Consider the following 25,668-nt stretch of genomic DNA (forward strand, 5'->3'; position numbering starts at 1 on the left):
GCAGTCTGGGTGTTGACGTCGGTTTGACACCCTAAGCCTTTGCCGAGCGAGCGACCCATTTGTGCCCATCTCATTTTTGCATGGAGATAGTTGCTCATGTTTCTTCCAAGGCCGTATGGCCGAGAACTCGCCGTGGGGCAGCGCTCGGAGCTGAGGGTTCTCGACGTCGACGGGGGGGCGTCGCGCCTCGTATACTCGACCGAGTTTCTGATCGAGGCTCCGAATTGGATGCCGGATGGAAAAACGTTGGTCTTCAATGCTGGGGGGGAAATCTGGAAGCTATCCCTCTCCGGCGGTGAACCTCAGCGGATCGACACTGGGCCTCTTCAAGATCTCAACAATGATCATGTTGTGTCGCCGGACGGTCGGTTCTTATATTTGAGTTCCGACGACGGCCATTTATATCGCGTTCCTGTCGCCGGAGGGAATCCGGTGCGGATCTCCAACGCTCATGCGGCACCATTTCACTACTACCTTCACGGTATATCGCCGGATGGTCGAGAACTTGCTTTCGTAGCCTTAGAAAAAGATGGGACCCGGACGCGCGCCAATATATTCACAATCCCTGCCGATGGCGGTTTGGATCGCCGGCTGACTGACATGGCGGAGCCTTGTGATGGACCAGAATTCGCCCCCGACGGAAAGTGGATCTATTTCAACTCGGAGCGCGCCGCGCGCAGGCCAGGCCACGCCCAGATCTTTCGGATGGCACGCGATGGCTCCCGTCTTTCGCAATTGACCAGCGACGAACGCGTCAATTGGTTTCCCCACATCTCGCCCGATGGCAAAAACATCGTCTATCTGAGCTATCCGCCCGACACGACTGGTCACCCCGCTGACTGCGATGTGATCCTACGACTCATGCAGATTTCAGGAGGAGGCAAACGCGACCTGGCCCGGTTCAACGGGGGTCAAGGAACAATCAACGTCAACAGCTGGTCGCCTGATAGTCGCTCTATTGCGTTTGTGATGTTTCCTTTCTGCACCGCCCCCTCGTGCCTTCGACTCCCTTGATAAGGTCGACCGACAATGATGGCGCTCCGAATCGCTCCTAGATAAGACGCTTGACCGCTAGTTCGACGTCGAGGCTCAGGACAAGGCCTGGGACGCAGAACTGACACTTGACGGGCTTCCATTCGTTTCCAGAGCCACCTCCAGGTAAGAACCATGCGTCAATCTGCGACGGGACCGACGGAAGGGCGGTAATGCAGGCTGGTCTGGACGCGCGCGGTCAGTGTTTCGCCTTTAGGGTAACGCCATCCGATGGACGCCTCCTGGGTGGGCTTATCGACGTGGCGCCATGCGTCCGACGCCAGGCGGCACTGAAGGTAGGGGATGCCCACGCAGAGCACCACCTGCGCGAATGTAAACGCGTAGCGGGAGATCGAGCATCGCGATTGAAGGGGCTGATCCTCAGGATGATCCGACGCATCAGGAAAGATCCGTGGTGCGCCGCGCATGCATAAAGTCCGATGATTGCGGCGATGCGCAGGAAGAAGCCAACGGTGGACTCATTGAAGTCCCAGAAATCCATCGAGACTTTCATCAGTAGCCTGTCCCTGAATCCCAGGTCCATGCTGCTGCGCGACCCAAAGATTGCGATCACAATTGCGAGAGCTTTGAGCAGCAGTCTCCTGAACTGATTGTCGGAACTGATGTCGAGCAGATGGCGTACGACATGCGACTACCGTCCAGCGATAGCCGATATGCAGGGAAACGATCACCAGCATCCAGTACGCTACCGCGATATGGATCTGCGGGGCATTAAAGCCACCGTTGAACGGTAAGAACGCCCCGAGCAGGCGGGAGATAATGACGCTCGTCGAAAGGAGAGTCACCACGGCAAGCAGGAACGCGAGATTGATCAGGTAATAGGCGAGCGCAACCGCCCCTGAACCGACTTTTTACCGCCGATGACCACCAATGGCGGTTCAAGATATTGTGACAAACGGCCAGCGCCGCAAGCGCGAAGCCGCCGACTTCATGGAACGTGTCGCCGAGCCAATTAATATGCTGGCGCGAGGAGAAGAAGGCATGTCGCGCAAGCATCGATCGGGAGACGAAGGGAAAACGTGCTGATTGTGACTCAGTTCACGGGCGTTCCGTGGAAAGCCTCGATCTCGCTGGCTGTGAATAGGAAGTCCCGGTCGCCGACCCCTTGGTGGCACGACTGGCAGCGGCTTGTGTTTTCCGCCGTGTTGACGGATCCGTCCGCCCAGAACCACTGGAACTGCCAGTCGCCCGTTCGCCTCGCTTCGTCGTAGTCGGCGCCCCAGTTGACGCCTTTTTCCATCACGAAATAGCGATAGAGCTTCCCATCACGGTAGTCGATCAGAACAAACTGGGAGCCGGGAGGGACAGGCTTTCCAGCCTTGACCGTGTCTATAAGGGTCTGCGTCGCCTTGATATGAGTGACGGAGTCGCCACGCTCGCGGCCGGTGTAGTGCACCAGTTCGTCGAGGTTCGTAGGAAACTTTACGCGGTTGGTTTCGGCATGAACCTGCCAGGCGACGAATGTGGCCGACCCGATCACTGCGACGGCGCATAGTGCATGCTTGATAAACAGCTTCATCTGTTCTCCGGGACGCCAAAGTCGGCGAATTAGGGGAAGGTGAGGCCGGTCATGACCGGCGTCTCGACTCTCGCGCATCAGCCGCGTGGGCTTTCGAGCGTGCGACCGAAGAAGGGGTTCAGCTTGCCCATGGCGCTGTCCACGTACTGGGGTACCCAGCAAGTTTCGAGTGGGTCGCGTCCTCGCCCGCGACGTTTTCGGTAATCGCGCCGTCATAAGCAAGCGTAAAAGGCTTGTTGCCGTAATCGGCTGCGACTGCGCCGCTAGCGACGAAAGCGACCCCTGCTGCGAGTGCAATGAACTTCATTTTGATCTGCACCTGTATGCTCCATCGACAGCCTATGCGGCTGACCCGTGGGAAGGATGCCGCGGTCCGACGCGTCGACTGCGCAAACAGTAAGGGCTAGGCGAGTGGGGAATTAGAGAGCTGAATAAGATAAGCTTTATATTTTCGGATCATCAATGCAGTTGGCGTCAAATTTACAAAGCAAAACAATGGTATGCGGCACGCTGCGTCAACCGCCGGCATCGATCACGTGGGAATGAACTAAAGGTGATGGATTAAATCCGATTGCGCAGTGCATCGACCAGCAGGGAGAAGGCTGGAGAAGCGAGCCGTCTGGTCGGGTAATACAGATGGTAGCCTGGGAAGGGCGGGGACCAATCCTCCAGGACTGGGATCAGCTTTCCTTCCTTGATGTATGGGAGCAGGTAATCGTCTGGGAGACAGGTTAGTCCGAACCCTTCGAGTGCCGCATCGATGATCATTGCGACGTCGTCGCAGATGAACTGGCCTCCAACGCGGACGTTGAGCGGCTTTCCATCCTTCTCGAACTCCCACGCGTAGAGACCTCCGAGCGTGGGAAGTCGCAGGTTTATGCATCGATGGTTGGTGAGGTCGTGCGGTGAGCTGGGTCTGGGGTTGCTCTCGAAATAGTCGGGCGAGCCGACCACGAGCATTCGCATGTCAGGCCCAATCTTCAGAGCGATCATATCCTTTTCGACCCGCTCGCCGAGCCGGACACCGGCGTCGAACCTCTCCGCGACCAGGTCGATGAGCCTGTTGTCGACCGAGAGTTCGACGTTGATGTCCGGATAGGCCTTCATGAGCCGCTTGGCCGCCGGCATAAGAATGGTCTCAGCCGCGTGCCGTATCGATGTGATGCGTATCGTGCCGCCCGGCGAGCTGCGCATGGCGCCTAGCGCGTCGATCCGGTTTCGTATGTCGTTAAACGCGGGGCGGAGGGTCTCGACCAACTGTTCGCCGGCCTCCGTCGGTACTACGCTGCGTGTCGTGCGGGTCAGCAGGCGGACGCCCATACGGTCTTCCAGGCGGCGGACGGTGTGGCTTAGCGCGGACTGAGAGGTGGCAAGCTGCGCAGCCGCGCGCGTGAAACTTCGTTCTTCTGCGACAGTTAGAAAGGCGACGAGGTCGCCGAGTTCGTCCCGCTTCATTTATGAATCCTTAGTATAGGTTCATGCGGTTCTTAGCATCTAATCCCACTAATCGACCAGCACCAATTTGCACTCACTGGCTGGCGGATGCCGTTCAGGTTGGACCTGGAACAACCGCCAGCCTTCATTCACCCGTGGAACGACGTCCATCAGGCTTGTCGATCCTAGTGTCCGGACAGCCCCTTGGCGCGGCGAACAACAACAATGGAATTCTAGGAATGACAAGCAACATCAAAGACAAGGTGGTCGTCATCACCGGTGCCAGCAGCGGCCTGGGGGCTGAGACTGCTCGGCATCTCGCAAGGGAAGGCGCGAAGCTCGTTCTAGGTGCCCGACGTGTCAGCAGGCTCAAGGAGCTCGCAGCAGAGCTTTCTCTGAACGGCAACGAAATCTTCCAGGTTGACGTTACGCAACGTCAACAGGTTGAAGATCTTCTTGCTCACGCGGTGGCCGCTCATGGCCGCGTTGACGTCCTGCTCAACAACGCCGGCCTGATGCCGCATTCGCCGCTTGAACGGCTTAAAGTCGACGACTGGGACCGGATGGTGGACGTGAATCTCAAGGGCGTCCTTTATGGAATCGCTGCCGCTCTTCCGTAAATGCAGAGACAGAAGAGCGGGCACATCATCAACACTTCGTCCGTCGCAGGGCATCTCGTCCGCCCAGGTGGTGTGGTCTATTCTGCCACGAAGCATGCGGTGCGCGTGATTTCCGAAGGCCTCCGCCAGGAGGTCAAGCCCTTTAATATCAGAAGCACGATCATCTCTCCGGGCGCTATCAAGACCGAGCTTCCGGATCATATCAGCGAATCGGACATCGCCGCCGGTGTCAAAGACTTCTGCGATAACTTCGCAATCCCTGCAGACAGCTTCGCTCGTTGTGTCGTCTTCGCGATCAGCCAACCTGACGACGTCGACATCAACGAAATCCTGTACCGGCCCACAGCGCAGCAGCTCTGACCAGGGAGGAGCGGTAGTCAGAGCTGCTTCTTTTCATGAATGAGGTTCATAGGCCTTTGCGGTCCGGGACATCTAATGTTTCCGACCGCAGCACCTACGTCCGGCCTGTCGTCAGTTCAAAAGGAGAAAGACTCGTGAAGAACCTAGCAGCCAGCATCGCCATTTCGGCCTTCGCAGCAACAGGGGCAGAGGCAGAGGCAGAGAAAAATCCACGCGTGGCCCCTCCAGCAGTCTACGACATCGCGCCTGGGCTGGGACATTTTACCGACGATGTTCTGTTCGGAGAGTTCTGGAAACGCAAGGATCTCACGCCTCGTGACCGCAGTCTGGTGACGATATCCGCACTGATTTCAACCGGGAAGGGTCATGTTCTCGCAAATCACGTGAAGCGTGCGCTCGAGAACGGCGTCGAGCCTGTTGAAGTCGGTGAAGTCGTGACACACCTCGCATTCTACTCGGGATGGCCCAATGCCATGTCCGCCGTGACCGAGGTGAAAAAGGTTTTCGACGAACTGAAGATAGCACCTGTCACGGACAGCAGCGATGAAAGGATTCGGCTCGATCCCGCAACGGAAGCTGCCCGCGTCGCTTCGGTGGAAGCCAGCGTCGCATCGACCGCTCCGGCATTGGCCGAACTGACCAACCGGGCGCTGTTCGGCGATCTATGGCTCAGGCCTGACCTGTCGGCCCGCGACAGAAGTCTGGTCACGATGTCCGCACTCGTCGCGATGGGGCAGCCAGACCAGTTCGCATTTCACGCCAATCGAGCTCTCGACAGCGGCCTGACGTCGGAGGAGGCAGCGGAAGTCGTCACCCACGTTGGCTTCTATGCGGGTTGGCCCCGCGCCATGTCGGCGGTTCCAGTTCTTAAGAACGTGCTTGAAACGCGACGCGCATCCGCCGGCCAGGCTGGTGGCGACTTGAAGATCGTCAGGCGGGGCTCCGACCCTGTGGCGGGTCCTGCCGCGCGGTTTACAGGTTCAGTCCAGGTTTCTGCCGCGTACAAAGGCGACGGTGGTGCGCGCATCGGCGGAGCCACGGTGTCATTCGAGGCGGGTGCACACACCGCCTGGCACACGCACCCGCTGGGTCAGACCTTGTTCGTCGTCTCCGGTCGTGGATATGTCCAGAAGGAGGGTGGTCCGATCGAGGTAATCGAACCGGGCGACGTCGTGTGGATCCCGCCGATGGTGAAGCACTGGCACGGCGCTTCTCCTGACGAGCCAATGGTGCATTTCGCAGTTTCCGAAGCTGTCGATGGGAATAGCGTCAATTGGATGGAGAAGGTTTCGGTAGAGGATTACCGCAAGGATCCCGACACCGAATAACGAATGTAGCGAGTGGGAGAAGCGTAATGCAGACGCCGATCAAACGAAGAAACCTGATCGTTTCTTGACCTTTGGCGGCCGCAGGTCTAGCGATGGCGGGAGCTAAGGCTTCGGCCATCTTTGAGATCATGCCTTGAAAGCCTTATCCTGAGGATTACGAGCAGACGGTCGCGCAAGCTCGGCAGGGGACCGCGGACGGATTCCTGCCGCCGCTGGAGCAAATGGTCGAGAATCTTTTCCTGATACGACGAGATCTATCTTGGCTTCCCGATATGGGGCACGACCGTGCCTCCTGTGACACGGTCGTTCCTTCGGGTGCACGACCTTGGCAGAAAGACGGTGCGCCCGTTCGTGACACACGGAGGATACATGTGCCGACACACGAGGCGGCTGCAGAAAATCATTGGGATCTCTGCAAAATTGGGATGTCCGGTAAGCGGGCAAAGAATTCCTCGTCAGCGACTGAGATGCGGTGAAAGTAGCAAAAGATCAGCAACAGAGAGCCGATCCGCCACCGTTGCAGCCTGGTGCCAATAGGGATATCCGAGTGGCGTCGCGCTGGCATCGTCGAGCCGCGCGCATTCGTGTGCACTCAAAGTCAGCGCAGTGGAACCGATACTGTCGAGGCACTCTGCAAATGTTCGCGGGCCAATAATCACCGATGTTACAACTCGTCTATTTAGCAGCCAGGCTTGCGCGACCTGCGCGACGGTGGCGCTATGATGCGTTGCAATAGCGCGAACTACATCCAGGATTCTAAAAAGGCGGTTCGTGTCCGGGGCTGGTGGTTCGCGCCAAGTATTCAGATCAGCTGACGATCGGTCTATCTTTCCGCTGAGCAGACCGGTCGCCAGCGGACTCCAGACGAGGACGCCCACCCCTTGGTCCAATCCGATGGGCAGCAGCTCCTGTTCAGCCTCGCGAGAGAACAGGGTGTAATGAATCTGCTGGCTTTCGAAGCGCCGATGACCATTGCGATCGGCGACCCAGAGTGACTTCATGAGGTGCCAGCCGGAGTAGTTCGAACACCCGATATAGCGAACCTTGCCTGCCTCGACCAAGCGATTTAAAGCATCGAGCGTTTCCTCAAGTGGGGTCAATCCGTCCCAGCCATGCACCTGGTAGAGATCGATCCAGTCCGTCTTAAGACGCTTCAAGCTGGCCTCGCACGCGGTGATGATCTGGCGCCGCGAAAGCCCGGCGTCGTTCGGCCCCCCGGAGCGGCTGAAACGGACCTTGGTCGCGAGCAAGACGCTGGGACGGCGCTTGCCGAGAACTTGTCCGATCAGAGTCTCTGACTGACCGTCCCCGTAGACATCGGCAGTGTCGACCAGGTTAATGCCAGCATCGAGACAGGCGTCGAGGATTCTGCCTGCATCGGTCGGGGCGACGTGCGAGCCGCTTCCTCGCGCCATATCGGTTCGCCATGCAACCGTACCGAGTGCCAGTGTTGAAACCTTAAGGCCCGTTCTACCTAACTGACGATATTCCAAGCCGTTTCTCCTCGATCACGTTGCGAATAAGGCACAGGTTTTTGCATTCATTTTCGACGAGACACGTGTCAAAAGGCACCTTCTTGCGATATCATGCCTCAATTGAACCAATGACTTGAGACTGGCCCGCCTTTGGAAAAAGCCGCTGAAACAATGCGATGGGACATCGCAGCGATAGAAACACCGGTCGGTACGCCCGACTCGCAGAAGGCGCCTGGTGAGAGCCAAGACCTTCTGACCCGTAAGGTTGCGTCGATAATTAGAGATATGATTGTGCAGGATATCCTGCCGCCCAATACCAAGCTTCGGGAGAAGATGCTGATTGAAAAACTTGGCGACCAGATTTCCACGTCGCGCACACCGCTGCGCGAAGCCCTCAAGGTGCTCGCCTCCGAGGGTCTCGTGCGGCTGGTACCGAACCGGGGCGCGGTTGTCGCTGATCCTGACATAGCAGAAATAGCAGACATGCAACTGGTTCTGGCGACAATGGAAGGACTCGCCGGCGAACTTGCCGCTCGGCGCGCGACGGATCAGGAGATCAGCGAGATCGCCGCCACGCACTATGAAATGTTGGCCGCGTTCCACAGAAACGACCGCTTCACGTACTTCAAGTTCAATCAACTGATCCACAAGAAACTTGTCGCCGCGACGCGCAACACAGCTCTCGCAGACCTTCATGATAAGCTCAACAGTCGGCTCTATCGCATCAGATATAAAGGCAATCTTCGGCATCAGGACTGGAAGGAGGCGGTTCAGGAGCATGAGCTGATGCTGCGGGCCTTGCAGCGACGGGACGGGGCGGAGCTGGCACGGATTTTGGCATCGCATTTTGGCACTCGTTCCGAACTGATCTCGCTGTCCGACCGGGGCGAAATTGCTGATACGCAACAGACCGCATGACAGTCCGTGTCATGACGGAGAGGTCAGGCGGTAATGGCGGGTCGCGTTTCCACGAAAAACAGAATCCTTCTCGGCTTCTGAAGTCCCAGACAAAGCATCCTCGACGACCCCGACCCAGGCATCGTAGTGGTGGGTGAGATCTGAAACCGGCCAATCGCTGCCAAACATGCACCGTTCGACGCCAAAGGCGTTTATGGCGCGAACAACGTATGGTCTTAGCTGCTCAGGCTTCCAATCGACGGGGTCGGCGCCAGCGATGGCGCCCGAGATCTTGCAAACCACGTTTGGCAGTGCGCCCATCTGACCGATCAAAGACCACCATGGCTCGCGCAGATCGTGTTTGATGTCTGGAAGGGCGATGTGGTTCAGTGCGAAGCTCACCTCGGGACAACGCCGCGCTATTTCGAGAGCATAGGGCAGCGCCCAATGCTGGATGCCGAACTCGAAAGACAAGCCAAATCTACCAACTAGCCTGACGCCAGCAAGAAAGTCTTCGTCTAGCGATCTGCCTGGATTGCCTGGAAAGCGCCGAATTCCGCGCAGGCCACGATGCCTGGAAAGCGCCTCCAGATCGCCTTTTACGGCCGCCCCACGCTCGACCGGCGCATCGGCTACGATCGCGACCACCTTGGGGTCCGTATCCATGAGGTGTTGCCCGAAAGACGCCTCCGCCAGGAAGGCGTCGCCATCGGAATGGGCCTCCACGAAAACCATGCCCTCGATCTCCGCCTTGAGGCCGCTGCCAAGCAGATGCTCGGGGAGGTGGGGCTCGGTAAGGATCTTTCCTCTGGAGGGCATCCAGCTGTAGCTTACCGCGGAATGGTCAAAAAGGTGGACATGGCTGTCGATGAGTTTGCGAGCGAGCATGAAGTTGGCCTTTGTCCTATGACGATAGGGAGAAGGGCAGGGCTGAGACGGCGAATCTCGGCCCTGGAAGAGATTTGTTAGTCGACCCGTGACCAGAGGTTTGGGAGAGTATTGACGTTCTCCTGGGTCACGACGCGCCCTTTCACGAGACAACTGTTTTTTGGGCAGCCAACGGCTTGCTTGTTATGAATTGCAATGGCGACCCTGACGAATTCCTTAGCTGTCAGGAACGCGTCGTATGAAGTGCCAAGATCCAGGTAACCTTCCCGCATGGATTTTACCGCGGCCGGGAACACGTCCTGGGACGCGACGTAGACGTGCTTGGGGTCTCCAGTTTTCACCCACCTTCCCGCGCCCTCTAGCGCCGCCTGGATCGAAGGCAGGAAGTTGTCGCTTGGAAGAAAGACGCAATTTGCATCCGGATATGCTGCAAGAGCATCCGCCAGGCCCGAACGCATGCGATCGGCAAGCCAATCGGTTGGAACCGTTACCAGCGTCGTGATCACACCCGACTTATCTGTCGCATCATGCCATCCTTTGGCGCGCTGTACTGCGTTCACGTCCGTCGTGCCGCCGAGCATCTCGATGCATTTTCCCTGGACGCCTTTAGACTTGAGCAACTCGACGAGCGCCAGTGATGCGCTAAGACCTTCGTCATATGCATCAACGCCAACGTGGGCGGTCGGCGTAACCTTCGAGGTTGTCGCACGGTCGAAGGTCACAAAAGGTATGCCGGAGTCGAGAGCGGCCCGGATAGGGGCTCCCGACCCGCTGTCGGCCAGTCGCGCCATGACCAGGTCAACACCGCTGTTGATCAGATCCTCGACGTTCGACGTCTGTCGTGATGGATCCCCTTCGGCGACGTTGACCACCAGTTTGATATCAAGACCGGCGGCCTCGCCCTGCGTTTTGGCTTCGGCGGCGATATACTCCTCCATTTTGGAGATGATCTCGCCGTTCTTGTCATCCCATGCGATGCCAATCGTGAAATCCGCAGCCAGTGCGATGGAGGATGTTGCGAGAAGCGCAAGCCCTCCGAAAATAGGCAAAAGATATTTCTTCATTCCGTTCTCCTCCCTCGATTCAGCGCCGGTTCATTCGGCGCAGATTCACCTTTGAACGCTTGCGTTCTCCTGCAGGCCTGGTTGCTCCAGTTCTGGCAGGGTTTCGGGCGCGATAGCGCGCATCCTGCGGCGTCGCGCCTTCAGAGCGTCCGCGAACATAGCCACGAAAATGAGCGCCCCCGAAATTACTCGGTATGCATAGGGATCGGCGCCGATCTGGGTCAGCCCGGTTGCAATGAGCTGAAAGACGAAGGCGCCCAACACCAGCTGGGGCCACACCGTCCCGCGCCCTCCAAAAAGACTGATGCCGCCAACTATCACCACGGCGACCGCGCTGAATTCCATGCCGCGCCCGACCGAAGTGCTCAGAAGGCTGACCTGCAGCACGCTCATCGCTCCGCCAACCGCCGCAAGAAATCCCGACAGTGCAAATCCAGCGAAAAGAACGAAGTTGGTGCGAATGCCGAGGCGCCTCGCCGTCTCCTCTCCGTTTCCTATCGCTGTCATGTGCCGCCCGAAAGCCGTGCGGCGGTGGATATAGTGGACGGCGAGGACCACTGCTAAGGCGATCAGCACGTCCAAATTGACGGGGCCGACAGTGAGGTTTCCGATCCAGCGCACGGAGTCGGGGAGCGGGAAAGTTCCGGCGTTGGTCATTTGCAGCGCGACGCCGCGAAATCCAATCATCGTCCCCAGCGTCGTGATCAACGGGTTGATTCCAAGCACGGTCACGATTAAGCCATTCAGGGCTCCAAGAACGATGCCAACAAGAAGGGCGAGAGCTAGCGCCAGCACCGGCGGAACGCCTCCATCCAACATCAAGATGACGGCGGTCGAGGTGGCGAGAAGCGCTATCGATCCGATCGAGATATCGATCTTTCCCCCGATCACAAGCAATGCCATGCCGCAAGCCGCAACGACGACCGGCGCCATCGTGTGGAACATCGCCAAGAAATTCGAGAGGGTGAAGAAGTACGGCGAGCGGACGCTGAAGAACGCTATGATCAATAGCGTGACGACCAAGAATCCATTGTCCCCGAGAAATCTCGAAATGCAAATCCAGAGACGGCGTTGCGCTATGTTAGTTGACAATTGTGCGTCCTCCGTTGTTTTCCGAAAGGCCCGCCATCAGCGCTTCCTTGCTTGTGCCGCCCGGAAGCTCGCTGACGATTCGCCCTCGGTTCATCAGCAGGAAACGATCGCTTATGCGTTGAATCTCGTCGAGTTCCGAACAAACGATGATCACCGGTACGCCAGAAGAGGCGATCTCTCTGGCGAGACGTAGGATTTCCGCTTTTGCAGCCACGTCGACGCCCCGCGTGGGTTCGTCGAGCAGGAAAAGCTTCGGCCGAGTCGCGAGCCAACGTCCGATGACAACCTTCTGCTGATTTCCTCCAGAAAGGGTCGCGACCGTCTGCTTCGGCGATGAGACTTTGATGCTTAGCTTGTTGATCATGCCCTTCGCCAACGACGCCTCCCGGCGCCCATCGATGGCTCCGAAACGCAGCAGGTTTCTGAGGCTGGGAAAAGCCAGATTGCGCTCGACGGACAACGGTAGAAACAGCCCTTCTCCGCGGCGGTCTTCGGTAACGAAGGCTGCGTAGTTATGCAGCCGCGCCGGCGACACGATCTCAAGCTCACGATCCTTGTCAGTGCGAAGACGGATGACGCCGGTGTCGATAGGATCCAGACCGGTCAACGCCCTGAGCAGTTCGGTTCGGCCGGCTCCCAACAGTCCCCAGATGCCGACGATCTCGCCGGCTCGGATGTCGAAGCTGATGTCAGTCAAGGCGCCGGCACGGCCCAGTCCACGAACCTCAAGCAGAGTTTGTCCTGCCACGCCCGTCGGGCGAGAGAAGGACCTCGGCTTGTCCACTGATGCTGGCTCGTTTTTCTCGCCGACCATAAGCCGGACGATGTCGGCCTGAGTGAACTCGCCGATCAGGCCGCTGCGAACCGTAGCGCCGTTCCGCATGACGGTGACCCGATCGCAAATCTCGAAGATCTCCTCGATAAAGTGCGTGATGTAGATGATGATTGTGCCGGCCTCACGCAATTGTGCGATCGTCTGGAAAAGACGACGTCGTTCACGGTCGGTGAGCGAGGAGGTAGGTTCGTCAAAGATGACGACGCGGGGAGATCTCATAAGGGCCCGGGCGATCTCGACCATCTGCTGGTCACCGGTGCTCAATGCCTCGACTGTTTCGCTTAACGAGAACCGGCAGCCCAATTGATCGAGGATGGGCTGGCATCGGCGGGCGATCTCGGCTTTGTCGATGGCCCAGCGTTTGCCGGGCAAATTGCTGATGCAGATGTTTTCGGCTACCGACATGGCGGGAAGCATGTTCAGTTCCTGTTGCACGAAAGCAATGCCGTGCGACGCCGAGTCGAGCGGGCTCCTGATGTCTAGCGGCTCCCCGTCGATGCTGATTTCGCCAGCGTCGGGCGCCGTCACACCGCCGAGAATGCTCATCAAAGTCGATTTACCCGCGCCGTTGGCGCCCATGAGGGCGTGCACTTCGCCGCCTCTGGCCTCCAGCGTTGCACTAAAAAGAGCCACCACGCCCGGATAGGCCTTTCGCATGTTTTCCATCAACAACACGTTCGCCATCACCGAGCCGTCCTCGCCGCGTTGGTTGCTGCTCTCACGATGTTGTCGAGCGCGATGAAAAGGATGATCACGATGCCTTTGGCGATCAGCGTTACGTAGAACGACACTCCCAGAGCATTGAGGATGTTGCTGATGAGCGTGATGAAGATGGCACCACCTACCGCCCCCAGCGGATGGCCCTTGCCGCCGTAGATGCTGACGCCGCCGACCACGCAGCTGCTGACGATATCGAGGACGATAACGTCCGCGCCCATGTTCGCCGAGGCGGACCCAAGCCGACCCGTCAAAAGAATGGCGGCGACGCCGCCGAGGAGGCCGGCGATGACGTAGGTCGAGAGCAGGACGGGCTTCGCCGGGACGCGGGCGACGCGAGCCGCTTTCTCGCTTATGCCGAGTGCGTAAACCCAGCGACCGTAGCGCGTGCGGCTCGTAAACACGCTGGCGAGCGACGCCAGGACGGCAAGCGCAAGCACAGCGATCGGAATTCCTGCGGGTCTGTGGTTCAGTGTGTCGATGAAGACCTCCGGAAAGCCTTCAACGGTTCTTGAATTGGTGATCCAGACGGTCGCCCCGCCAACAACCGTCATTGTCGCGAGCGTCACTACAAAGGGCAGCATTCGTAGATAGGCTATGGCAAAGCCGTTGAAGGCGCCTATAGCGACAGGCACGCTCATCATTATCAGCAAACCAAGCGGCACCAGTCCGGGTTTCCCGTCCATGACCAAGCCGCCAAGCACTGCTCCGAAAGCCATCGCCGAGGGCAGAGACAGATCGATACCTCCGCTCACCATGACAAATGTCATGCCAATCGCCAGGACGCCCAAGACGGCGGCCTGCAGCAGGATGTTGACCAGGTTGTTCAGCCGATAAAAATGCGGAGCGTAGGTCCATAAGATGCAAAGCACGACCACCAGCGCAAGGATCGGTAGCAATCGCGCCGACAAAATCGTAAACGACCGCTTCCGACGAATCGTCGCCGAATCCACCGCGCCTGGACCTGCGGATGCCGCATGGTTCCCAATACTTTCGGTCAATTCCACCTCCCGCCAACCTGCTTTGCAGCCATGCTGGCACTCTCGACATGATAGAAGATTTTGCATTCATTTTGCAAGTGAGAATTTTATATTTTTCAAATATGCACTGATTATATTAGGTAATTTGAAAAATATACTCCAAAGTCGCTTCGAATTTATGAATGCAAATGGCAGTTTCCGGCGCCAACCACCCTCGGTGGCGGAGCTCGCTGGATGGGCGCGCCTCTGTTGGCGTGGCGGACCTAATGGCACGTGCAGAAGCAAATGAGCCTAGACGATGTTCAGCTCGAAAGTCTGGTCGTTGAGGCCGGCGATCATTCGACCCGGGCCGGGCACTTCGATCATTCCGCAAAGCGTGCCCGTGGTGACAATCATTCCTTTCTTTAGTGGCAACGACGGAAATGGATTGCCCGCATAAGCCAACAGCGACGCAAGGACCGAACCGAACACATGTTTTGCATCCGCGGAATAAATGACATTTCCGTCGTGACTTACTTCGACTGTAGCTCCAGTGACGTCTGCTCCGGGACCCCAGACGCGGCTCGGGTCGGTGACGTAGCCGGCCGTCGAAAGATTATCTGCAAGCTCACCGATCAGTCCCGCGTCGCTTCGCTTGGTGAACCTGCTGCCGATCAGTTCGATACCGACGACGAAACGATCAATGGCTTCGAGGATGCCATGCTCTCCCTTGGAAGCCTCCGCAGCTCTGATGTCCTGACCAAGTATGGCGGCAACTTCCACCTCGATGCCCTGCACCAAGGTCGAACTGACGGTCGCGTTGGTGTTGCTCGTGGTCATTGAAGTGAAGATCGGCGAACCTATGATCAGGCCCTGTGGGACTGCAACCTTCGCGAACCGGACGTCCTCGTGGCGTCCGCTTTGCACCAACGCTTGGATGCGTACTGCTGCCGCCAAATCGAGCGACGCGTATGGCTGTGGATCGACGTCGTTTCGACCGTCGGCCAACGCGTCGATGAGCCTCTGGGCGAGTTCTGCTTCATTCTGCATTCTTCTCTCCATGCGTGGGCGCCAGCGCCACACCCTCCAATTGATTTGTGATCTGCTGATGGGCGGCGCGTCGGCCGGCTACTATGCGGACGCAGAGATCAAGCGCCGCAGCAAGCCCTTCAGCACTCGCAATGCCCTTGCCGGCGATGTCGAAGGCCGTGCCGTGACCTGCCGTGGCGATCGGCACGCAGAGTCCCCCAATCACAGTGACTCCTCGCCCGAGACCGAGCAGCTTGAGCGCGATTTGCCCCTGGTCGTGATACATGGTGACGATTGCGTCGTAACCTCCTTTGAGGACGCGGGGGAAAATGGTGTCGGCCGGGAAAGGCCCTTCGACGAGCATCCCCTGGTCGTTAAGCTCACGGATGGCGGGTTCGATGATCTCGATTTCCTCCTTGCCAAAAACGCCTCCCTCGCCAGCGTGCGGATTAAGTCCTGCCACCGCCAGGCGGGGTTGCTCGACCCCAATACTGAGAAGAAAATCGCGCATTCTTAAAATTGCCGCGAGCACGGTTTCCCGGGTGATCAGTCCCGCGACCGCTCCGACAGGGACATGGGAGGTCACGCGAGAGGTTGACAGCTTGTCCAGGACGTTGATTTCACTGGCCTCCCCTTCGAGAAGGCGGCCGAATAGCTCGGCTTCATCTGCGCCAACGTGGCCGGCGATGGCCATGGCCTGCTTATTGAGAGGGGCGTAAACGATCCCATCAAGGGTGCCGAGCCTCGCCTGGCCGACGAGATATTCGAGTGTGTATAGGACCTCGCCGCCTGCCGCAGCCGAGACTTGGCCCACCGTGTCCAAAGGCGCTGCGAATGGCATGTCCAAGAAAAGAGGAACGGATCCGCCGGCGCGCGCCTCGGTCAACGACGCTATGCGCCTCATGGAAGGGCTTACTCCAGCGACCTTGCATGCGCGTTCGAAGACCGCTCCGTCGCCGACGACAACCGGGACAACGGCGTCCGAGGCCTTCCAATCGGACATCAACCGAGCGGTTATTTCCGGACCGATGCCGTTGCGATCTCCGAGTGTGACGGCAATAATGTCTTTCATTCGTATGCACCACTTCTTTCGAGTTTCTGCGCGGCCGCTCCGTGCGACGGCCGGGGTCAAGATTGCAAGTCTCGGCCGCGGAGCCGGTAGCTGACCGTCACGGGCTCCTGAGCTGTAATTAAAACGTTGGTGGCGACGCCCCGGGTCGAGATCGGATTTTCGGCAACGGCAATCTGGGCTCCGAGATTCATTGGGGCCGCGGCGAGGATGACGCCGAGACAGGCGTTCCTACCGTTCCAAGGAGGATGTCGACGACCCCAATTGCTGATCCAGAGCCAGCAGGACGGCAGCTGGGTCGAATCCCATTCGAGTGACCACTCCACCGCGTCGTGGCGGTCGGTGAACGACATGCGTCCGTCGAGCCCGCAGAGTTGCACGAACTCCTCAGTTGCATAGGGGAGGGGAAGGTCGTTGAGTGAGCAGGTCCCGCCTCCAGCGAGCGGCACTGCGGCAAGGTCGGAGAACTCGGCATCTGGACTGATCAGCGACACGGCAGGCTCGCCGATGGGGTGCGTTATGCCGAAAGCGAATTGTCCGGGCTCGACATGGAACGAACGTGGGGCGCTGCGGAGCGCAAAATTAGGGTGGAGCCCGACAGGCCGTCGGCACCTGCGGCGGGCTTCGATGCGCATGGATACTTCAATGCCGTCGGGAAATGCGGTGATTTTTCGAACGAGCCGAGTTATCGGCGAACTCTCCGGATAGTTGATCGCAAGCACCAGTTGCCTGTCCGATCGACGAACCAGATCCCATTCGTGATGCACCCCGTAGCCATGTGGGAGCAGATCAGCTTCGGTGATCGGCCCGTCTTCCTCGGCAATTGGGACGCGGCTTGCGGCTTGCCAACGCAGCGGCAATCCATCCTTGGCATCGTGTGGCCGCCCTAGACCCACACAAGCATAGTCCGCGCGCATGTTCGCGATCAACCGAGATTCGATCGCGAGTCCTTGATCGAGCCAAGGCGCTTCGTAGAAGGGCTGAAGCCAGCGCTCCTTGCCAACCCGGCCAACCCGAAACGCCGTCCGGCCAATCATCCCTCCGGCCGAATGAACCTCCGTCCGCCCGCCATGCCATTTGAGCACCCAGCTTTTCATAGTTCAATCTCCCGGTCGCAGCATCCCAATTTTGCATTCATTCTGCAAGTAGCATTTCAAGTTCGGGATAAATATGTCCGCTTGCAAAGAATTATCGTTCTAGGTAGTCTTCCAGCTGGGATAAAAATGCATTCTTTTTGACAAAGTGATTGGCGGTAGCGAACGCCGTTTCAACAGTGGAGGAGAGCATGACGGGTGAGAGCGACGTGGAGGAGCCTTCAGCCCTCGGCGATGCCGTACTTATCTTGGTCGAAAAGGGCGACGGCCGGTTGGCCTTTATGAACGTCCGGACAGGATCAGTAGAGACAAGGGTCGAGCTTGCAAAATATCCGCACGAGTTGCTCGTCGATCTCTCGCGGGGCTATGTCCTCGTCGGGCACTATGGACAGCAATCCAGCGCCGAACCCGGTCCTGGAGGCTCATCGGTGTATGTCGTCGATCTTGCGACACGGAAGGTCGTCAACACGCTGAATTGCGCCCCACACGGCAGAATTCACGGGATCGCCCAGGATGGGCGCGGCTGCGTCTACGCTCTAAGCGAGTTGGACGCGATGTTGTTGCGGTTCGAAAGCGCCCTCGGGGCGACTAGGCCGCTTGCTGCAATGCCCGTTGGGGGGAGCAAGAGTCATTTGATCACTGTTACAACGGACGGCCGATACGCCTTCTCTATGAACTTGGCCTCCAGTTCGGTGACAAAACTGAGCCTGGGCGAGCCTCAGCGCCCTCCAGATCCATTGACGCCGGGCGAGCGTCCGGAAGGGAATTGCCTCAGCGCCGACGAGGCAATATTGTTCGTGACTAATCGTGGCTCGGACACGGTGGCTGCGGTGAACGTCGCCGAATGGACGGTCGAGCGTGTTGCCCGGGTGAGACGAGATCCACTGCGCGTCTATCTGGCGGGTCCTGATCGGCTTCTTGTCATCTTTCTCGAAGGCCGTGGGCTCGCACTCCTGGAACAGGAAACGTTGAAAGAGTTGGCCTATATGGACCTGCCGGCAAGGCCGACGGCAGCCTGTGTTGTCGGAAACGGCAAAACAGCATTTATTTCGTTGGATTCAAACCATTCTCTCGAGGTCGACTTACAAACGTTCAAGCCAATCGCAACCCGGGTGACCGGCAACGAACCGGATGCGTGCTTCCTATTGCCGCCGAACTGGAGAGCGGCTGGAGGTCACGATGCGCGTTGACGACGTTCGACGACTGGGTCAGACCGGGCTCGATATCACGGCGATGGGGTTCGGAGGGCACCCCATCGGTGGGTTGCCGATGGTCTTTCCGGACTCCGCACTCGACGCCATCGACAGAGCGCATGCCGTCGGAATCAGACTGTTCGACACGGCCCCCGCGTATGGACGCGGACTGTCGGAGCGGCGGATGGGGCAAGTCCTAGGGGCTAAATCGAGGAACAGCTTTGTTCTGTCAAGCAAGGTCGGGCGTTACCTGGTCCCGGACGCCTCGGCAGATGAGAAGGCGCCCGGAACGCCGATGCGTGTGGTGGTGGACTATTCCCGGGATGCGACACTGCGGTCCATCGAGGCGAGCTTGCACCGCCTCGGGCTAGCACGCCTCGACCTGGTGCTCATTCATGACGTGGACATGCGCGCCCACAAGACTGAGGAGGTATACAAAGCAAGATTTCGTGAGGCCATGGACGGAGCTTATCGAGCGTTGACGGAACTCCGCGACCAACAAGTCATCGGCGCGATCGGAATCGGCGTCAACGAGGTCAAACCCTGTCTTGATTTTGCGTCGGCGGGTCGGTTCGATTGTTTCATGCTCGCTGGACGGTTCACGCTGCTCGAGCACGCCGAGGCTCTCGAGAAGCTTCTGCCGCTATGTCTCGATCAAAGCGTCGGCGTGCTGATGGCTGGGCCTTACAACTCCGGCATTCTTGGCTCCGGTCCGATACCGGGAGCAAAGTACTTCTACGAGGATGCTTCACCCGAAATCTTGGCCCGTACACGCCGCATCCAGGCCGTATGCGAGGAATTTGCTGTTCCACTAGCGGCCGCAGCGCTCCAATTTCCTCTTCTACACAGAGCTATCTCCAGCGTGGTCGTTGGTTCGGTGACGCCTCCTCAGGTCGATCAAAACGTCGAATTCATGAAGGTCGAGATCCCGATCGATCTTTGGCGGCAGCTGCAAGCGGAGAAACTGCTTGCTGAATCCGTTCCCATTGCGGGTGATGGGGGGGAGGACGGTGATGGTCGAAGAAAGCCGGAACTGGGCCGATAGTCGCTCCGCGAGCGCGCGGGGCGGCGGCGGCATGCACTTCGCCTCGCATCTGAAGAAAACTCGCAAGGTGACGGAAGGCGGTCAAAGGAAACGACAGATGACTGATCTCTATGGGTCGACGGCGTTGATAGATTACGCAACTTCACTTTTCGTGGCGGCGGGTCTGCCGCGTGATCGGGCGGAGGTTGGCGCCGTCATTCTGGTGGAAGGTGACCTTTCCGATCGCAGCACCCACGGCCTGGCGCTGCTCCCCAACTACCTCGAGGCACTCGCCAATCGGTCGATGGCGCGCAACGCGGAAATCACGGTGGTTTCTGATAATGGCGCTTCGGCCGTCTGGGACGGCCAGCGGAACCTCGGGCCATGGCTGGTGCATCAGGGCGTCGGACTGGGAATGGATCGAGCTCGCAAACATGGCTCCTTCTGCCTGGCGATCCGGCGCAGCCATCACATCGCAGCGCTTTCGGCCTACTTGCGCCGGGCGACCGAGGCCGGGTTCCTGATCGTTATCACCAGCTCGGACCCATCCACGGCAAGCGTTGCGCCCGCCGGCGGCACCGAGGCGATGATCACACCAAATCCACTGGCAGCGGGAATTCCTACGAGCGATACACCGGTGCTCATCGACATCAGCATGTCGACAACCACGAACGCGTTGACGGCGCGCCACCACAAGGAGGGACGTCCGCTTCCACATCCGTGGTTGCTGAGCGCATTGGGAGAAGCGACGACCGACGCCTCGACATTTTTCGCCGAACCGAAAGGCAGCATCCTGCCTCTCGGCGGATTGGAACTGGGTTACAAAGGGTTTGCAATGGGTTTGCTGATTGATGTGTTGACCTCCGCTCTCGGTGGTTTCGGTCGAGCGGATTCATCGGAAGGGTGGGGCGCATCTGTGTTTCTGCAGCTTTTCTGGCCTCCGGCTTTCGGCGGCAGAGAAGCCTTCCTGCGTCAGACTGATCACCTCGTCGGGCTTGCTCGCAGCAACCGGCCGGTGCCCGGCGGCGGTCAGGTTCGACTACCTGGCGATCGCGCGTCTGCGCTACGATCCGAACGTTTGGCGAAAGGTCTCCCGCTTCACTCGTCGATCCTGCCCGCGATCGAACCGTGGCGGCAAAAGTACAATCTGGTCGCGCCGTCTCCGATCGCCGTTCATAGGCCAGCGTAATGTGAAAGGATCGGGTCTTCCGGAAACGACACGCCTTCGGATGAAGCCGAAGAGACCGATCGATTGTTTGCCGTTCAGTACCGCGACAGCGTTCAGGGGATGGGACCGACCATGCAGGACATGAAGACAGCAACGGTCGTTGGCTTCAGCTTCATGGGGTGGGGGGCCGCTCCCTCCCTTTTGAGAGTCGGTTTCGTCGTGCATGGGTGCGACGTCAATGCCGATGTGCTGCGTCGCTTCGCCGAAATGGGCGGCAATGCCCGTGCCAATCCGGCCGCCGCAATTATCTTCGTCTTCGTTGTCAACAGCACCCAGGCCGAGAAGGTTCTGTTCGGCTCGCAGGGTGCGCGGGAGACGACCGCGAGCGGTAGCGTCGTCCTGCCTTGGGGACCGTCCCGGAGGCGTGCATATTGCCGCGACCGCAGAAGCAATGAGGCTCGCGGCCACGGCCGGCATCGATCAATGGATGCTCTACGACGTCTTGCGCGCTTCGGCCGGCTCGTCCTGGATGTTCGAAATCGCGGCGAGCACATCGTTTCGGGCGACTACACCGCGCGGTCCGCGGTCGACATCTTCGTTAAGGACCTCGGCATCGTGACGAGCGAGGCAGAGAAAACGGGTGTCGTCACGCCGCTCGCGGCCGCGAAAGTCCTTGCCCGCAAGAGCGGCGTCGCCCTTCCGGGCATGGAAGGACGACGCTGATGGCGACCGTGCTTGGCTGCATCGCGGACGACTTTACCGGCGCAACCGACCTCGCGGCGCTCCTCGCACGCAGCGGCGTGCCTGTCTCTCTGCGGATCGGGGTACCGGTAGATGGCAGCGATGACGCGGCTCCCTTCGAGGTCATCGCCTTGAAATGCCGGACAACGCCGGTCGGAGAAGCCTTGGAGCTGACGCGCCAGGCTTTCTACTGGCTGAAAGCGGCCGGTGCGAAGCATTTTTTCTGGAAGTACTGCTCCACCTTTGACAGTACGGCGGAAGGCAATATAGGCCCGGTCGCCGAGATGCTGATGGCGGGACTGGGAGTGAACCAGACTATCTATTGCCCGGCCTTTCCTCAGAACGGCCGCACCATCTTCATGGGGCATCTTTTCGTTGGTGAGCAGCTTTTGTCGGAAAGCCCGATGAAGGACCATCCGTTGACGCCAATGCGCGATTCGAGCCTTGTTCGGCTTCTGGTCCCACAGGTGCGTGCAAAGGTCGGCCTCGCCAATCACCTTGTGGTGATGCAGGGACCGGCTGCGGTGAAGGCAAGGCTGGACATTCTCGCATCCGAAGGCGTCGCTCATGTCATCACCGACGCGGTATCGGACGAGGACTTGAAAACGATCGCTGCCGCGACGGCGGATATACCGCTGATGAGTGGTGGCAGCGCCATCGCGGGCCAGTTGCCGCGCTTCTATGCCGAACGGGGATTGATCGAAGTGCATGTGCGAAAATATTCGGGCGCCGCCCCGAAGGGTGGTCAGATCGTACTCTCCGGCAGTTGCTCGACCATGACACGCAAGCAGGTCGCTTACTACGCCGGCAAAAGCGCCAGCCTGCGGCTTGATCCCCTCAGGATTGCAAGCGAGGGGGTCGGCATAGCGGAGGCTTGGCTGCAAGAGCGCTCTTCCAAGGAGCCGAAGCTCATCTTTGCCACAGCTGAACCAGAGGAGGTGCGCAAAGCCCAGGAAAAGCTGGGGCTCGAGGAAGCGAGCCAGGTGGTGGAAAAAGCGCTTGCCAGCTTGGCGCGGCTGGCTTTCCGATCCGGCGTTCGTCGTTTTGTGGTCGCGGGCGGCGAGACCTCCGGTGCGATAACGCAGGCGCTGGGGATCACGCAGCTGGAGATCGGCCCAGAAATCGCTCCCGGTGTTCCCTGGACCTTCGCGCAGGTGGAGGGCGAGCGGGTGGCGCTGGCGCTCAAATCCGGCAACTTCGGCGATGAAGCCTTCTTCGAGAACGCGTTCGCACTGCTGGACGCCGCATGAGCGAGGACATGCGGCTGAGGTACGACATATGTTTGATGGCAAAGTCGCTCTACGACCGCGGTCTGACGGCTGGCTCCTCGGGCAATATTTCGGCGCGGCTTTCGTGCGGTTGCTGGTGACGCCGACCGGCCGCTCCTTCGGCACGGTTCGATCTCGTGAGGCTTTCCGGGGATGTCACGTGGGCGATGAGCCAGATGGACATCATTGCGTCGGCGGGCCGACAATGATTGCCTTGCGCGACGTTCCCTTCATTATTCAGGGCCGCAAAGGTGATGTAACCGTCGATGCCGACGAATATATCTGCCACGACGCGACGCTGGAGGCCATGGCCAAGCTGCGGCCCGCCTTCGACAAGGATGGCACGGTGACCGCTGCGAATGCCTCGGGTCTCAACGATATGCATTCCTATCGGCAAGCACCTGAGTACTCGGTCTCAATCAGTTTGAACTTTGCAAGGTCTCGTCTTCGGCGGCTCTAACTTGGCTTGCTCACATCTTGTTCCAGCGGAGAGAATTGCGCATCAGATCCCGTTTTTCCCGCGCGTGTAAATCAGGACGGTCCGCGATCCCGTCTTGCGAGGCGACAATAAAATTCCGCGCGAACTGGCGAAAGTTGGCAAACATGGCAATGCCTTTCTGATGTTGCAATGCAGCAATTTACAACTGAATCGGTTTTCCGCACCAGAGGAATCCGGTGCACCCTGCTATGCGCCCAGAGCATGGCTTAGCGTAGTGCCACTCCACACCGTGGATTTTTGGCCGCCGAGGGCGGATACGTTCGCCGCGGGCGTTGAACGTGCGGAAGCGTCCAACTCTCATTGCAGAGCCCGCCGCAGATCCGTCGAAATCTAAGTACTCAAGCGCTCTCACGATCTGAGCCACTATGAGAGTTCGCAACACTAGTCCATTGGTCGGGCGCGGGTGCCGACGATCCCGCCTGGGCAACGAATAGCGTTAGTTCAACAAGAATGAACTCAACACGATTGCCGATTTTAGCTGTTTCCACGTGCTCAGGTCTTAATCTAAATATCGGTCGCTCAAAGGACTTTTTATGCTGGACGAGGAGCCAGCATACCGGCTCTGCCGAGGTTTCGTTATTCTTGAGCAAGGGAGAAGAGATTGACCGAGTTTTCACTGAATCGCAGAAAACTTCTAACGACGGCGGCCACAGGTGCCGCATTTGCTTTGGCGCCCAAGTTAAGCGCGCTTGCTCAGACGCCTGCAGTACTGAAGGGCACGCCCAAAGGAGAGGTGTCTATCTGGAATTTCCAAGGGACCGCTGGCGAAGATGACTGGCAGGTCCCGTTGCTTCGCGCGTTCGAAAAGGGATCGTGTCCCGGCAAGTTCTCTAATCGCGGTTGTCAAATTGATCGCAGCGGGCGTCCCAGGCCAGGATCATGGTTGTTGATTTGCGCTGAGAGCTGAGCCGGTTATGGAGTGAACCCCTCGGGCTGGACCAGCGATGCGCTTCAAACTAAGCCGCCTGCTGGGCGAGTTGAGTTTCAAATTCTGCTGGTGACCTGTAGCCGAGGGCTGAGTGCAACCGCCTGGCATTGTAGATCTCGTCGATGAACCTGGGCAAGCGGTCCGCCACGTCCGCGAAGGTCTCGTAGCCAGCGGGGTAGATATCTTCCACTTTCAAAGTCTTCATAAAGCTTTCTGCTTGCGCATTATGGTAAGGGTTGCCGACGGCGCTCATGGAACCCTATAGACCAGCGGCATCGAGTGCCCGTCGGTAGGTCTCACTTGCGTATTGGCATCCGCGATCCGTGTGGTGAATGCAGCCGGGAGGAGGCTTTCTATTCTCAATGGCCGAATGCAACGCTGCCAACGCTAGCGGCGTGTCCAGGCGTTTTGACAGGCCATAGCCCACGACTTTCCGGCTGCAGGCATCGAGCATGACAGCCAGATAGCAGAAGCCAGTCGTAATGCGGATGTATGTAAAATCAGCCACCCAGACCATATCGGGTCGCGCCGGGATCACATTGCGGTAGAGGTTCGGGTAGATTGGAGAATTGTGGTTGCTGTCCGTCGTGCGAACATAGCGCTTGCGAGGCTTGATCCCCAAGCCATTGGCCCGCATGACACGCGCTACACGCTTATGGTTGACGAGGTGGCCTCGCCGCTGAAGGCTCGTGCGTCACACGACGGTATCCGTAGCACGGCAACTCGTCTTGGATATCCTCGATAATCGCAACGAGCTCGATATCGCCGAGATTCAAAGCTCTTGCCGTCGATCGGTAATAGTAGGTGCTTCTTGGGAGATCGATCATTTTGCACCCCCGTCTGACGGAGCAGGGCGAGGGCCGGTGACGATGGAGGATTTCAATGGATCTAGGTGCGTGCCGTGACGATTTCGTTAGCGGTCGGGGGGCCAGGGGCAACAATCTCGAAGTAACGCGGTCCCATAGAAGGACGCTACGAGGTACCCAGCCTCCGTGCGCCGGTTCGGTGGGCCTGCATTCACTTAGCGCATCTAAGGCGCGGGTCTCCGGTTCGATTCTCATCAAGGCGAACGGCGCCGCCGCTCAGGTGCGCGCGAATTCTAGCAGCGGCGCGATATCATGGTTGTCGGCTGTGCGAAGGACTGTAACGTAGCGAGCGCGCAGTTCGCCAACATCGGCCAGACTGCCGCCGCCCCAACTGAAACGCTCGCCGCCAAGGCGTTCGATCAGAAAATCGGCCGCCAATCGAGCGTGACGGCCGTTTCCATTCGGAAACGGGTGTATTGCGACCAGGCGATGGTGGAACCTGATCGCTATCTCGTCCGACGGAAATGTCTCATGTTCAACCCAATAGCCGACGTCTCTAAACACGCTCGCGAGCTCCACTCCGATACGGTAGGCTTGGACGCCGATGT

At 58.8% G+C, this 25,668-nt stretch carries 23 protein-coding genes and 4 pseudogenes; 13 read left to right on the plus strand and 14 right to left on the minus strand.

Annotated features, from left to right (window positions below):
• The first annotated feature begins 96 nt into the window (after positions 1 to 96).
• Positions 97 to 1,014, plus strand: a complete 918-nt coding sequence (locus PMI11_RS01105) for a TolB family protein (RefSeq protein WP_007812405.1) — start codon at positions 97 to 99, stop codon at positions 1,012 to 1,014.
• A 909-nt stretch (positions 1,015 to 1,923) separates the two neighbouring features.
• A complete protein-coding gene (locus tag PMI11_RS37180) occupies positions 1,924 to 2,079 on the plus strand; it encodes a hypothetical protein (protein ID WP_157179572.1) in 156 nt (51 codons plus the stop codon).
• 7 nt (positions 2,080 to 2,086) lie between these two features.
• Here PMI11_RS37180 and PMI11_RS01115 read toward each other — a convergent pair whose 3' ends face one another.
• The 3 genes from PMI11_RS01115 to PMI11_RS01125 all read right to left on the minus strand — a co-directional run bounded on the left by PMI11_RS01115 (position 2,087) and on the right by PMI11_RS01125 (position 4,027).
• Positions 2,087 to 2,572 carry a cytochrome P460 family protein gene (locus tag PMI11_RS01115; RefSeq protein ID WP_007812409.1) on the minus strand — a complete coding sequence of 162 codons (486 nt, stop codon included), beginning with the start codon at positions 2,570 to 2,572 and terminating at the stop codon, positions 2,087 to 2,089.
• A 118-nt stretch (positions 2,573 to 2,690) separates the two neighbouring features.
• A complete protein-coding gene (locus PMI11_RS01120) occupies positions 2,691 to 2,879 on the minus strand; it encodes a hypothetical protein (RefSeq protein ID WP_162137067.1) in 189 nt (62 codons plus the stop codon).
• Between the two features lie 254 nt (positions 2,880 to 3,133).
• Positions 3,134 to 4,027 carry a LysR family transcriptional regulator gene (locus PMI11_RS01125; RefSeq protein ID WP_007812413.1) on the minus strand — a complete coding sequence of 298 codons (894 nt, stop codon included), beginning with the start codon at positions 4,025 to 4,027 and terminating at the stop codon, positions 3,134 to 3,136.
• Positions 4,028 to 4,245: 218 nt separating this feature from the next.
• On the opposite strand from PMI11_RS01125, the pseudogene PMI11_RS01130 reads away from it, so the two are divergent.
• A pseudogene (locus PMI11_RS01130) lies at positions 4,246 to 4,986 on the plus strand (SDR family oxidoreductase).
• Between the two features lie 134 nt (positions 4,987 to 5,120).
• Positions 5,121 to 6,314 (plus strand): (R)-mandelonitrile lyase, encoded by a 1,194-nt coding sequence (locus tag PMI11_RS01135; protein WP_007812420.1) that lies wholly within the window; start codon positions 5,121 to 5,123, stop codon positions 6,312 to 6,314.
• 455 nt (positions 6,315 to 6,769) lie between these two features.
• Here PMI11_RS01135 and PMI11_RS01140 read toward each other — a convergent pair whose 3' ends face one another.
• Complete coding sequence (locus PMI11_RS01140; RefSeq protein WP_007812421.1) at positions 6,770 to 7,807, minus strand: aldo/keto reductase; 1,038 nt, start codon at positions 7,805 to 7,807, stop codon at positions 6,770 to 6,772.
• A 153-nt stretch (positions 7,808 to 7,960) separates the two neighbouring features.
• Here PMI11_RS01140 and PMI11_RS01145 point away from each other — a divergent pair, with 153 nt between their 5' ends.
• A complete protein-coding gene (locus tag PMI11_RS01145) occupies positions 7,961 to 8,707 on the plus strand; it encodes a GntR family transcriptional regulator (RefSeq protein WP_007812423.1) in 747 nt (248 codons plus the stop codon).
• A 9-nt stretch (positions 8,708 to 8,716) separates the two neighbouring features.
• On the opposite strand, the gene PMI11_RS01150 is transcribed toward PMI11_RS01145, so the two are convergent.
• The 8 genes from PMI11_RS01150 to PMI11_RS01185 form a co-directional block, all read right to left on the minus strand.
• Positions 8,717 to 9,574 carry an amidohydrolase family protein gene (locus tag PMI11_RS01150; RefSeq protein ID WP_007812425.1) on the minus strand — a complete coding sequence of 286 codons (858 nt, stop codon included), beginning with the start codon at positions 9,572 to 9,574 and terminating at the stop codon, positions 8,717 to 8,719.
• 77 nt (positions 9,575 to 9,651) lie between these two features.
• Entirely contained in the window at positions 9,652 to 10,638 is a 987-nt protein-coding gene (locus tag PMI11_RS01155; RefSeq protein WP_007812427.1) for a sugar ABC transporter substrate-binding protein, read from the minus strand.
• A 45-nt stretch (positions 10,639 to 10,683) separates the two neighbouring features.
• Entirely contained in the window at positions 10,684 to 11,661 is a 978-nt protein-coding gene (locus PMI11_RS01160; RefSeq protein WP_157179574.1) for an ABC transporter permease, read from the minus strand.
• A gap of 58 nt (positions 11,662 to 11,719) precedes the next feature.
• Positions 11,720 to 13,249, minus strand: a complete 1,530-nt coding sequence (locus tag PMI11_RS01165) for a sugar ABC transporter ATP-binding protein (protein WP_007812431.1) — start codon at positions 13,247 to 13,249, stop codon at positions 11,720 to 11,722.
• On the minus strand, positions 13,249 to 14,289 hold the full coding sequence (locus PMI11_RS01170; protein ID WP_157179575.1) for an ABC transporter permease: 1,041 nt from the start codon (positions 14,287 to 14,289) through the stop codon (positions 13,249 to 13,251). Before PMI11_RS01170 ends, PMI11_RS01165 begins: the two co-directional genes overlap by 1 nt.
• A gap of 264 nt (positions 14,290 to 14,553) precedes the next feature.
• On the minus strand, positions 14,554 to 15,291 hold the full coding sequence (locus tag PMI11_RS35920) for a hypothetical protein (RefSeq protein WP_007812434.1): 738 nt from the start codon (positions 15,289 to 15,291) through the stop codon (positions 14,554 to 14,556).
• A complete protein-coding gene (locus tag PMI11_RS01180; RefSeq protein WP_007812436.1) occupies positions 15,281 to 16,342 on the minus strand; it encodes a PdxA family dehydrogenase in 1,062 nt (353 codons plus the stop codon). Before PMI11_RS01180 ends, PMI11_RS35920 begins: the two co-directional genes overlap by 11 nt.
• 56 nt (positions 16,343 to 16,398) lie before the next feature.
• Positions 16,399 to 17,436: a hypothetical protein gene (locus PMI11_RS01185; RefSeq protein WP_007812437.1), complete on the minus strand. Its 1,038-nt coding sequence runs from the start codon at positions 17,434 to 17,436 to the stop codon at positions 16,399 to 16,401.
• A 188-nt stretch (positions 17,437 to 17,624) separates the two neighbouring features.
• Between PMI11_RS01185 and PMI11_RS01190 the strand changes: the two genes are divergently transcribed.
• From PMI11_RS01190 to PMI11_RS36220, 8 genes and pseudogenes are all read left to right on the plus strand, one after another.
• Positions 17,625 to 18,623 (plus strand): YncE family protein, encoded by a 999-nt coding sequence (locus tag PMI11_RS01190; protein WP_007812439.1) that lies wholly within the window; start codon positions 17,625 to 17,627, stop codon positions 18,621 to 18,623.
• Positions 18,613 to 19,671: an aldo/keto reductase gene (locus PMI11_RS01195; RefSeq protein ID WP_007812442.1), complete on the plus strand. Its 1,059-nt coding sequence runs from the start codon at positions 18,613 to 18,615 to the stop codon at positions 19,669 to 19,671. Before PMI11_RS01190 ends, PMI11_RS01195 begins: the two co-directional genes overlap by 11 nt.
• A gap of 97 nt (positions 19,672 to 19,768) precedes the next feature.
• The gene (locus PMI11_RS01200; RefSeq protein WP_037070526.1) at positions 19,769 to 20,839 is read left to right on the plus strand and encodes an Ldh family oxidoreductase; all 1,071 of its coding nucleotides are present in this window, start codon (positions 19,769 to 19,771) and stop codon (positions 20,837 to 20,839) included.
• A gap of 120 nt (positions 20,840 to 20,959) precedes the next feature.
• Positions 20,960 to 21,223, plus strand: a pseudogene (locus PMI11_RS38470) (NAD(P)-binding domain-containing protein); the annotation flags it as partial.
• 46 nt (positions 21,224 to 21,269) lie between these two features.
• Entirely contained in the window at positions 21,270 to 21,437 is a 168-nt protein-coding gene (locus tag PMI11_RS38475; RefSeq protein WP_348257799.1) for a hypothetical protein, read from the plus strand.
• Between the two features lie 103 nt (positions 21,438 to 21,540).
• Positions 21,541 to 22,809 carry a 3-oxo-tetronate kinase gene (otnK, locus tag PMI11_RS01210; protein ID WP_007812447.1) on the plus strand — a complete coding sequence of 423 codons (1,269 nt, stop codon included), beginning with the start codon at positions 21,541 to 21,543 and terminating at the stop codon, positions 22,807 to 22,809.
• Positions 22,806 to 22,957 (plus strand): annotated as a pseudogene (locus tag PMI11_RS37950) (class II aldolase/adducin family protein); the annotation flags it as partial. The gene otnK and the pseudogene PMI11_RS37950, both read left to right, overlap by 4 nt.
• Positions 22,958 to 23,050: 93 nt before the next feature.
• Positions 23,051 to 23,206, plus strand: a pseudogene (locus tag PMI11_RS36220) (acetyl-CoA C-acetyltransferase); the annotation flags it as partial.
• A gap of 1,076 nt (positions 23,207 to 24,282) precedes the next feature.
• On the opposite strand, the gene PMI11_RS37185 reads toward PMI11_RS36220, so the two are convergent.
• A complete protein-coding gene (locus tag PMI11_RS37185) occupies positions 24,283 to 24,507 on the minus strand; it encodes an integrase core domain-containing protein (protein WP_007812451.1) in 225 nt (74 codons plus the stop codon).
• Positions 24,508 to 25,336: 829 nt separating this feature from the next.
• The coding region (locus tag PMI11_RS01225) for a mobile mystery protein B (protein WP_037070510.1) at positions 25,337 to 25,668 on the minus strand (332 nt) is incomplete at its 5' end.

The sequence above is a fragment of the Rhizobium sp. CF142 genome (genome assembly GCF_000281145.1).
Classification (GTDB): domain Bacteria; phylum Pseudomonadota; class Alphaproteobacteria; order Rhizobiales; family Rhizobiaceae; genus Rhizobium.

Bases quoted from the DNA above. Each gene is read 5' to 3' on its own strand.
- PMI11_RS01105 (WP_007812405.1), top strand. From the start codon at position 97: ATGTTTCTTCCAAGGCCGTATGGCCGAGAACTCGCCGTGGGGCAGCGC.
- PMI11_RS37180 (WP_157179572.1), top strand. From the start codon at position 1,924: ATGGCGGTTCAAGATATTGTGACAAACGGCCAGCGCCGCAAGCGCGAA.
- PMI11_RS01115 (WP_007812409.1), bottom strand. From the start codon at position 2,572: ATGAAGCTGTTTATCAAGCATGCACTATGCGCCGTCGCAGTGATCGGG.
- PMI11_RS01120 (WP_162137067.1), bottom strand. From the start codon at position 2,879: ATGAAGTTCATTGCACTCGCAGCAGGGGTCGCTTTCGTCGCTAGCGGC.
- PMI11_RS01125 (WP_007812413.1), bottom strand. From the start codon at position 4,027: ATGAAGCGGGACGAACTCGGCGACCTCGTCGCCTTTCTAACTGTCGCA.
- PMI11_RS01145 (WP_007812423.1), top strand. From the start codon at position 7,961: ATGCGATGGGACATCGCAGCGATAGAAACACCGGTCGGTACGCCCGAC.
- PMI11_RS01150 (WP_007812425.1), bottom strand. From the start codon at position 9,574: ATGCTCGCTCGCAAACTCATCGACAGCCATGTCCACCTTTTTGACCAT.
- PMI11_RS01155 (WP_007812427.1), bottom strand. From the start codon at position 10,638: ATGAAGAAATATCTTTTGCCTATTTTCGGAGGGCTTGCGCTTCTCGCA.
- PMI11_RS01165 (WP_007812431.1), bottom strand. From the start codon at position 13,249: ATGGCGAACGTGTTGTTGATGGAAAACATGCGAAAGGCCTATCCGGGC.
- PMI11_RS35920 (WP_007812434.1), bottom strand. From the start codon at position 15,291: ATGCAGAATGAAGCAGAACTCGCCCAGAGGCTCATCGACGCGTTGGCC.
- PMI11_RS01180 (WP_007812436.1), bottom strand. From the start codon at position 16,342: ATGAAAGACATTATTGCCGTCACACTCGGAGATCGCAACGGCATCGGT.
- PMI11_RS01185 (WP_007812437.1), bottom strand. From the start codon at position 17,436: ATGAAAAGCTGGGTGCTCAAATGGCATGGCGGGCGGACGGAGGTTCAT.
- PMI11_RS01190 (WP_007812439.1), top strand. From the start codon at position 17,625: ATGACGGGTGAGAGCGACGTGGAGGAGCCTTCAGCCCTCGGCGATGCC.
- PMI11_RS01195 (WP_007812442.1), top strand. From the start codon at position 18,613: ATGCGCGTTGACGACGTTCGACGACTGGGTCAGACCGGGCTCGATATC.
- PMI11_RS01200 (WP_037070526.1), top strand. From the start codon at position 19,769: ATGACTGATCTCTATGGGTCGACGGCGTTGATAGATTACGCAACTTCA.
- PMI11_RS38475 (WP_348257799.1), top strand. From the start codon at position 21,270: ATGAGGCTCGCGGCCACGGCCGGCATCGATCAATGGATGCTCTACGAC.
- otnK (WP_007812447.1), top strand. From the start codon at position 21,541: ATGGCGACCGTGCTTGGCTGCATCGCGGACGACTTTACCGGCGCAACC.
- PMI11_RS37185 (WP_007812451.1), bottom strand. From the start codon at position 24,507: ATGAGCGCCGTCGGCAACCCTTACCATAATGCGCAAGCAGAAAGCTTT.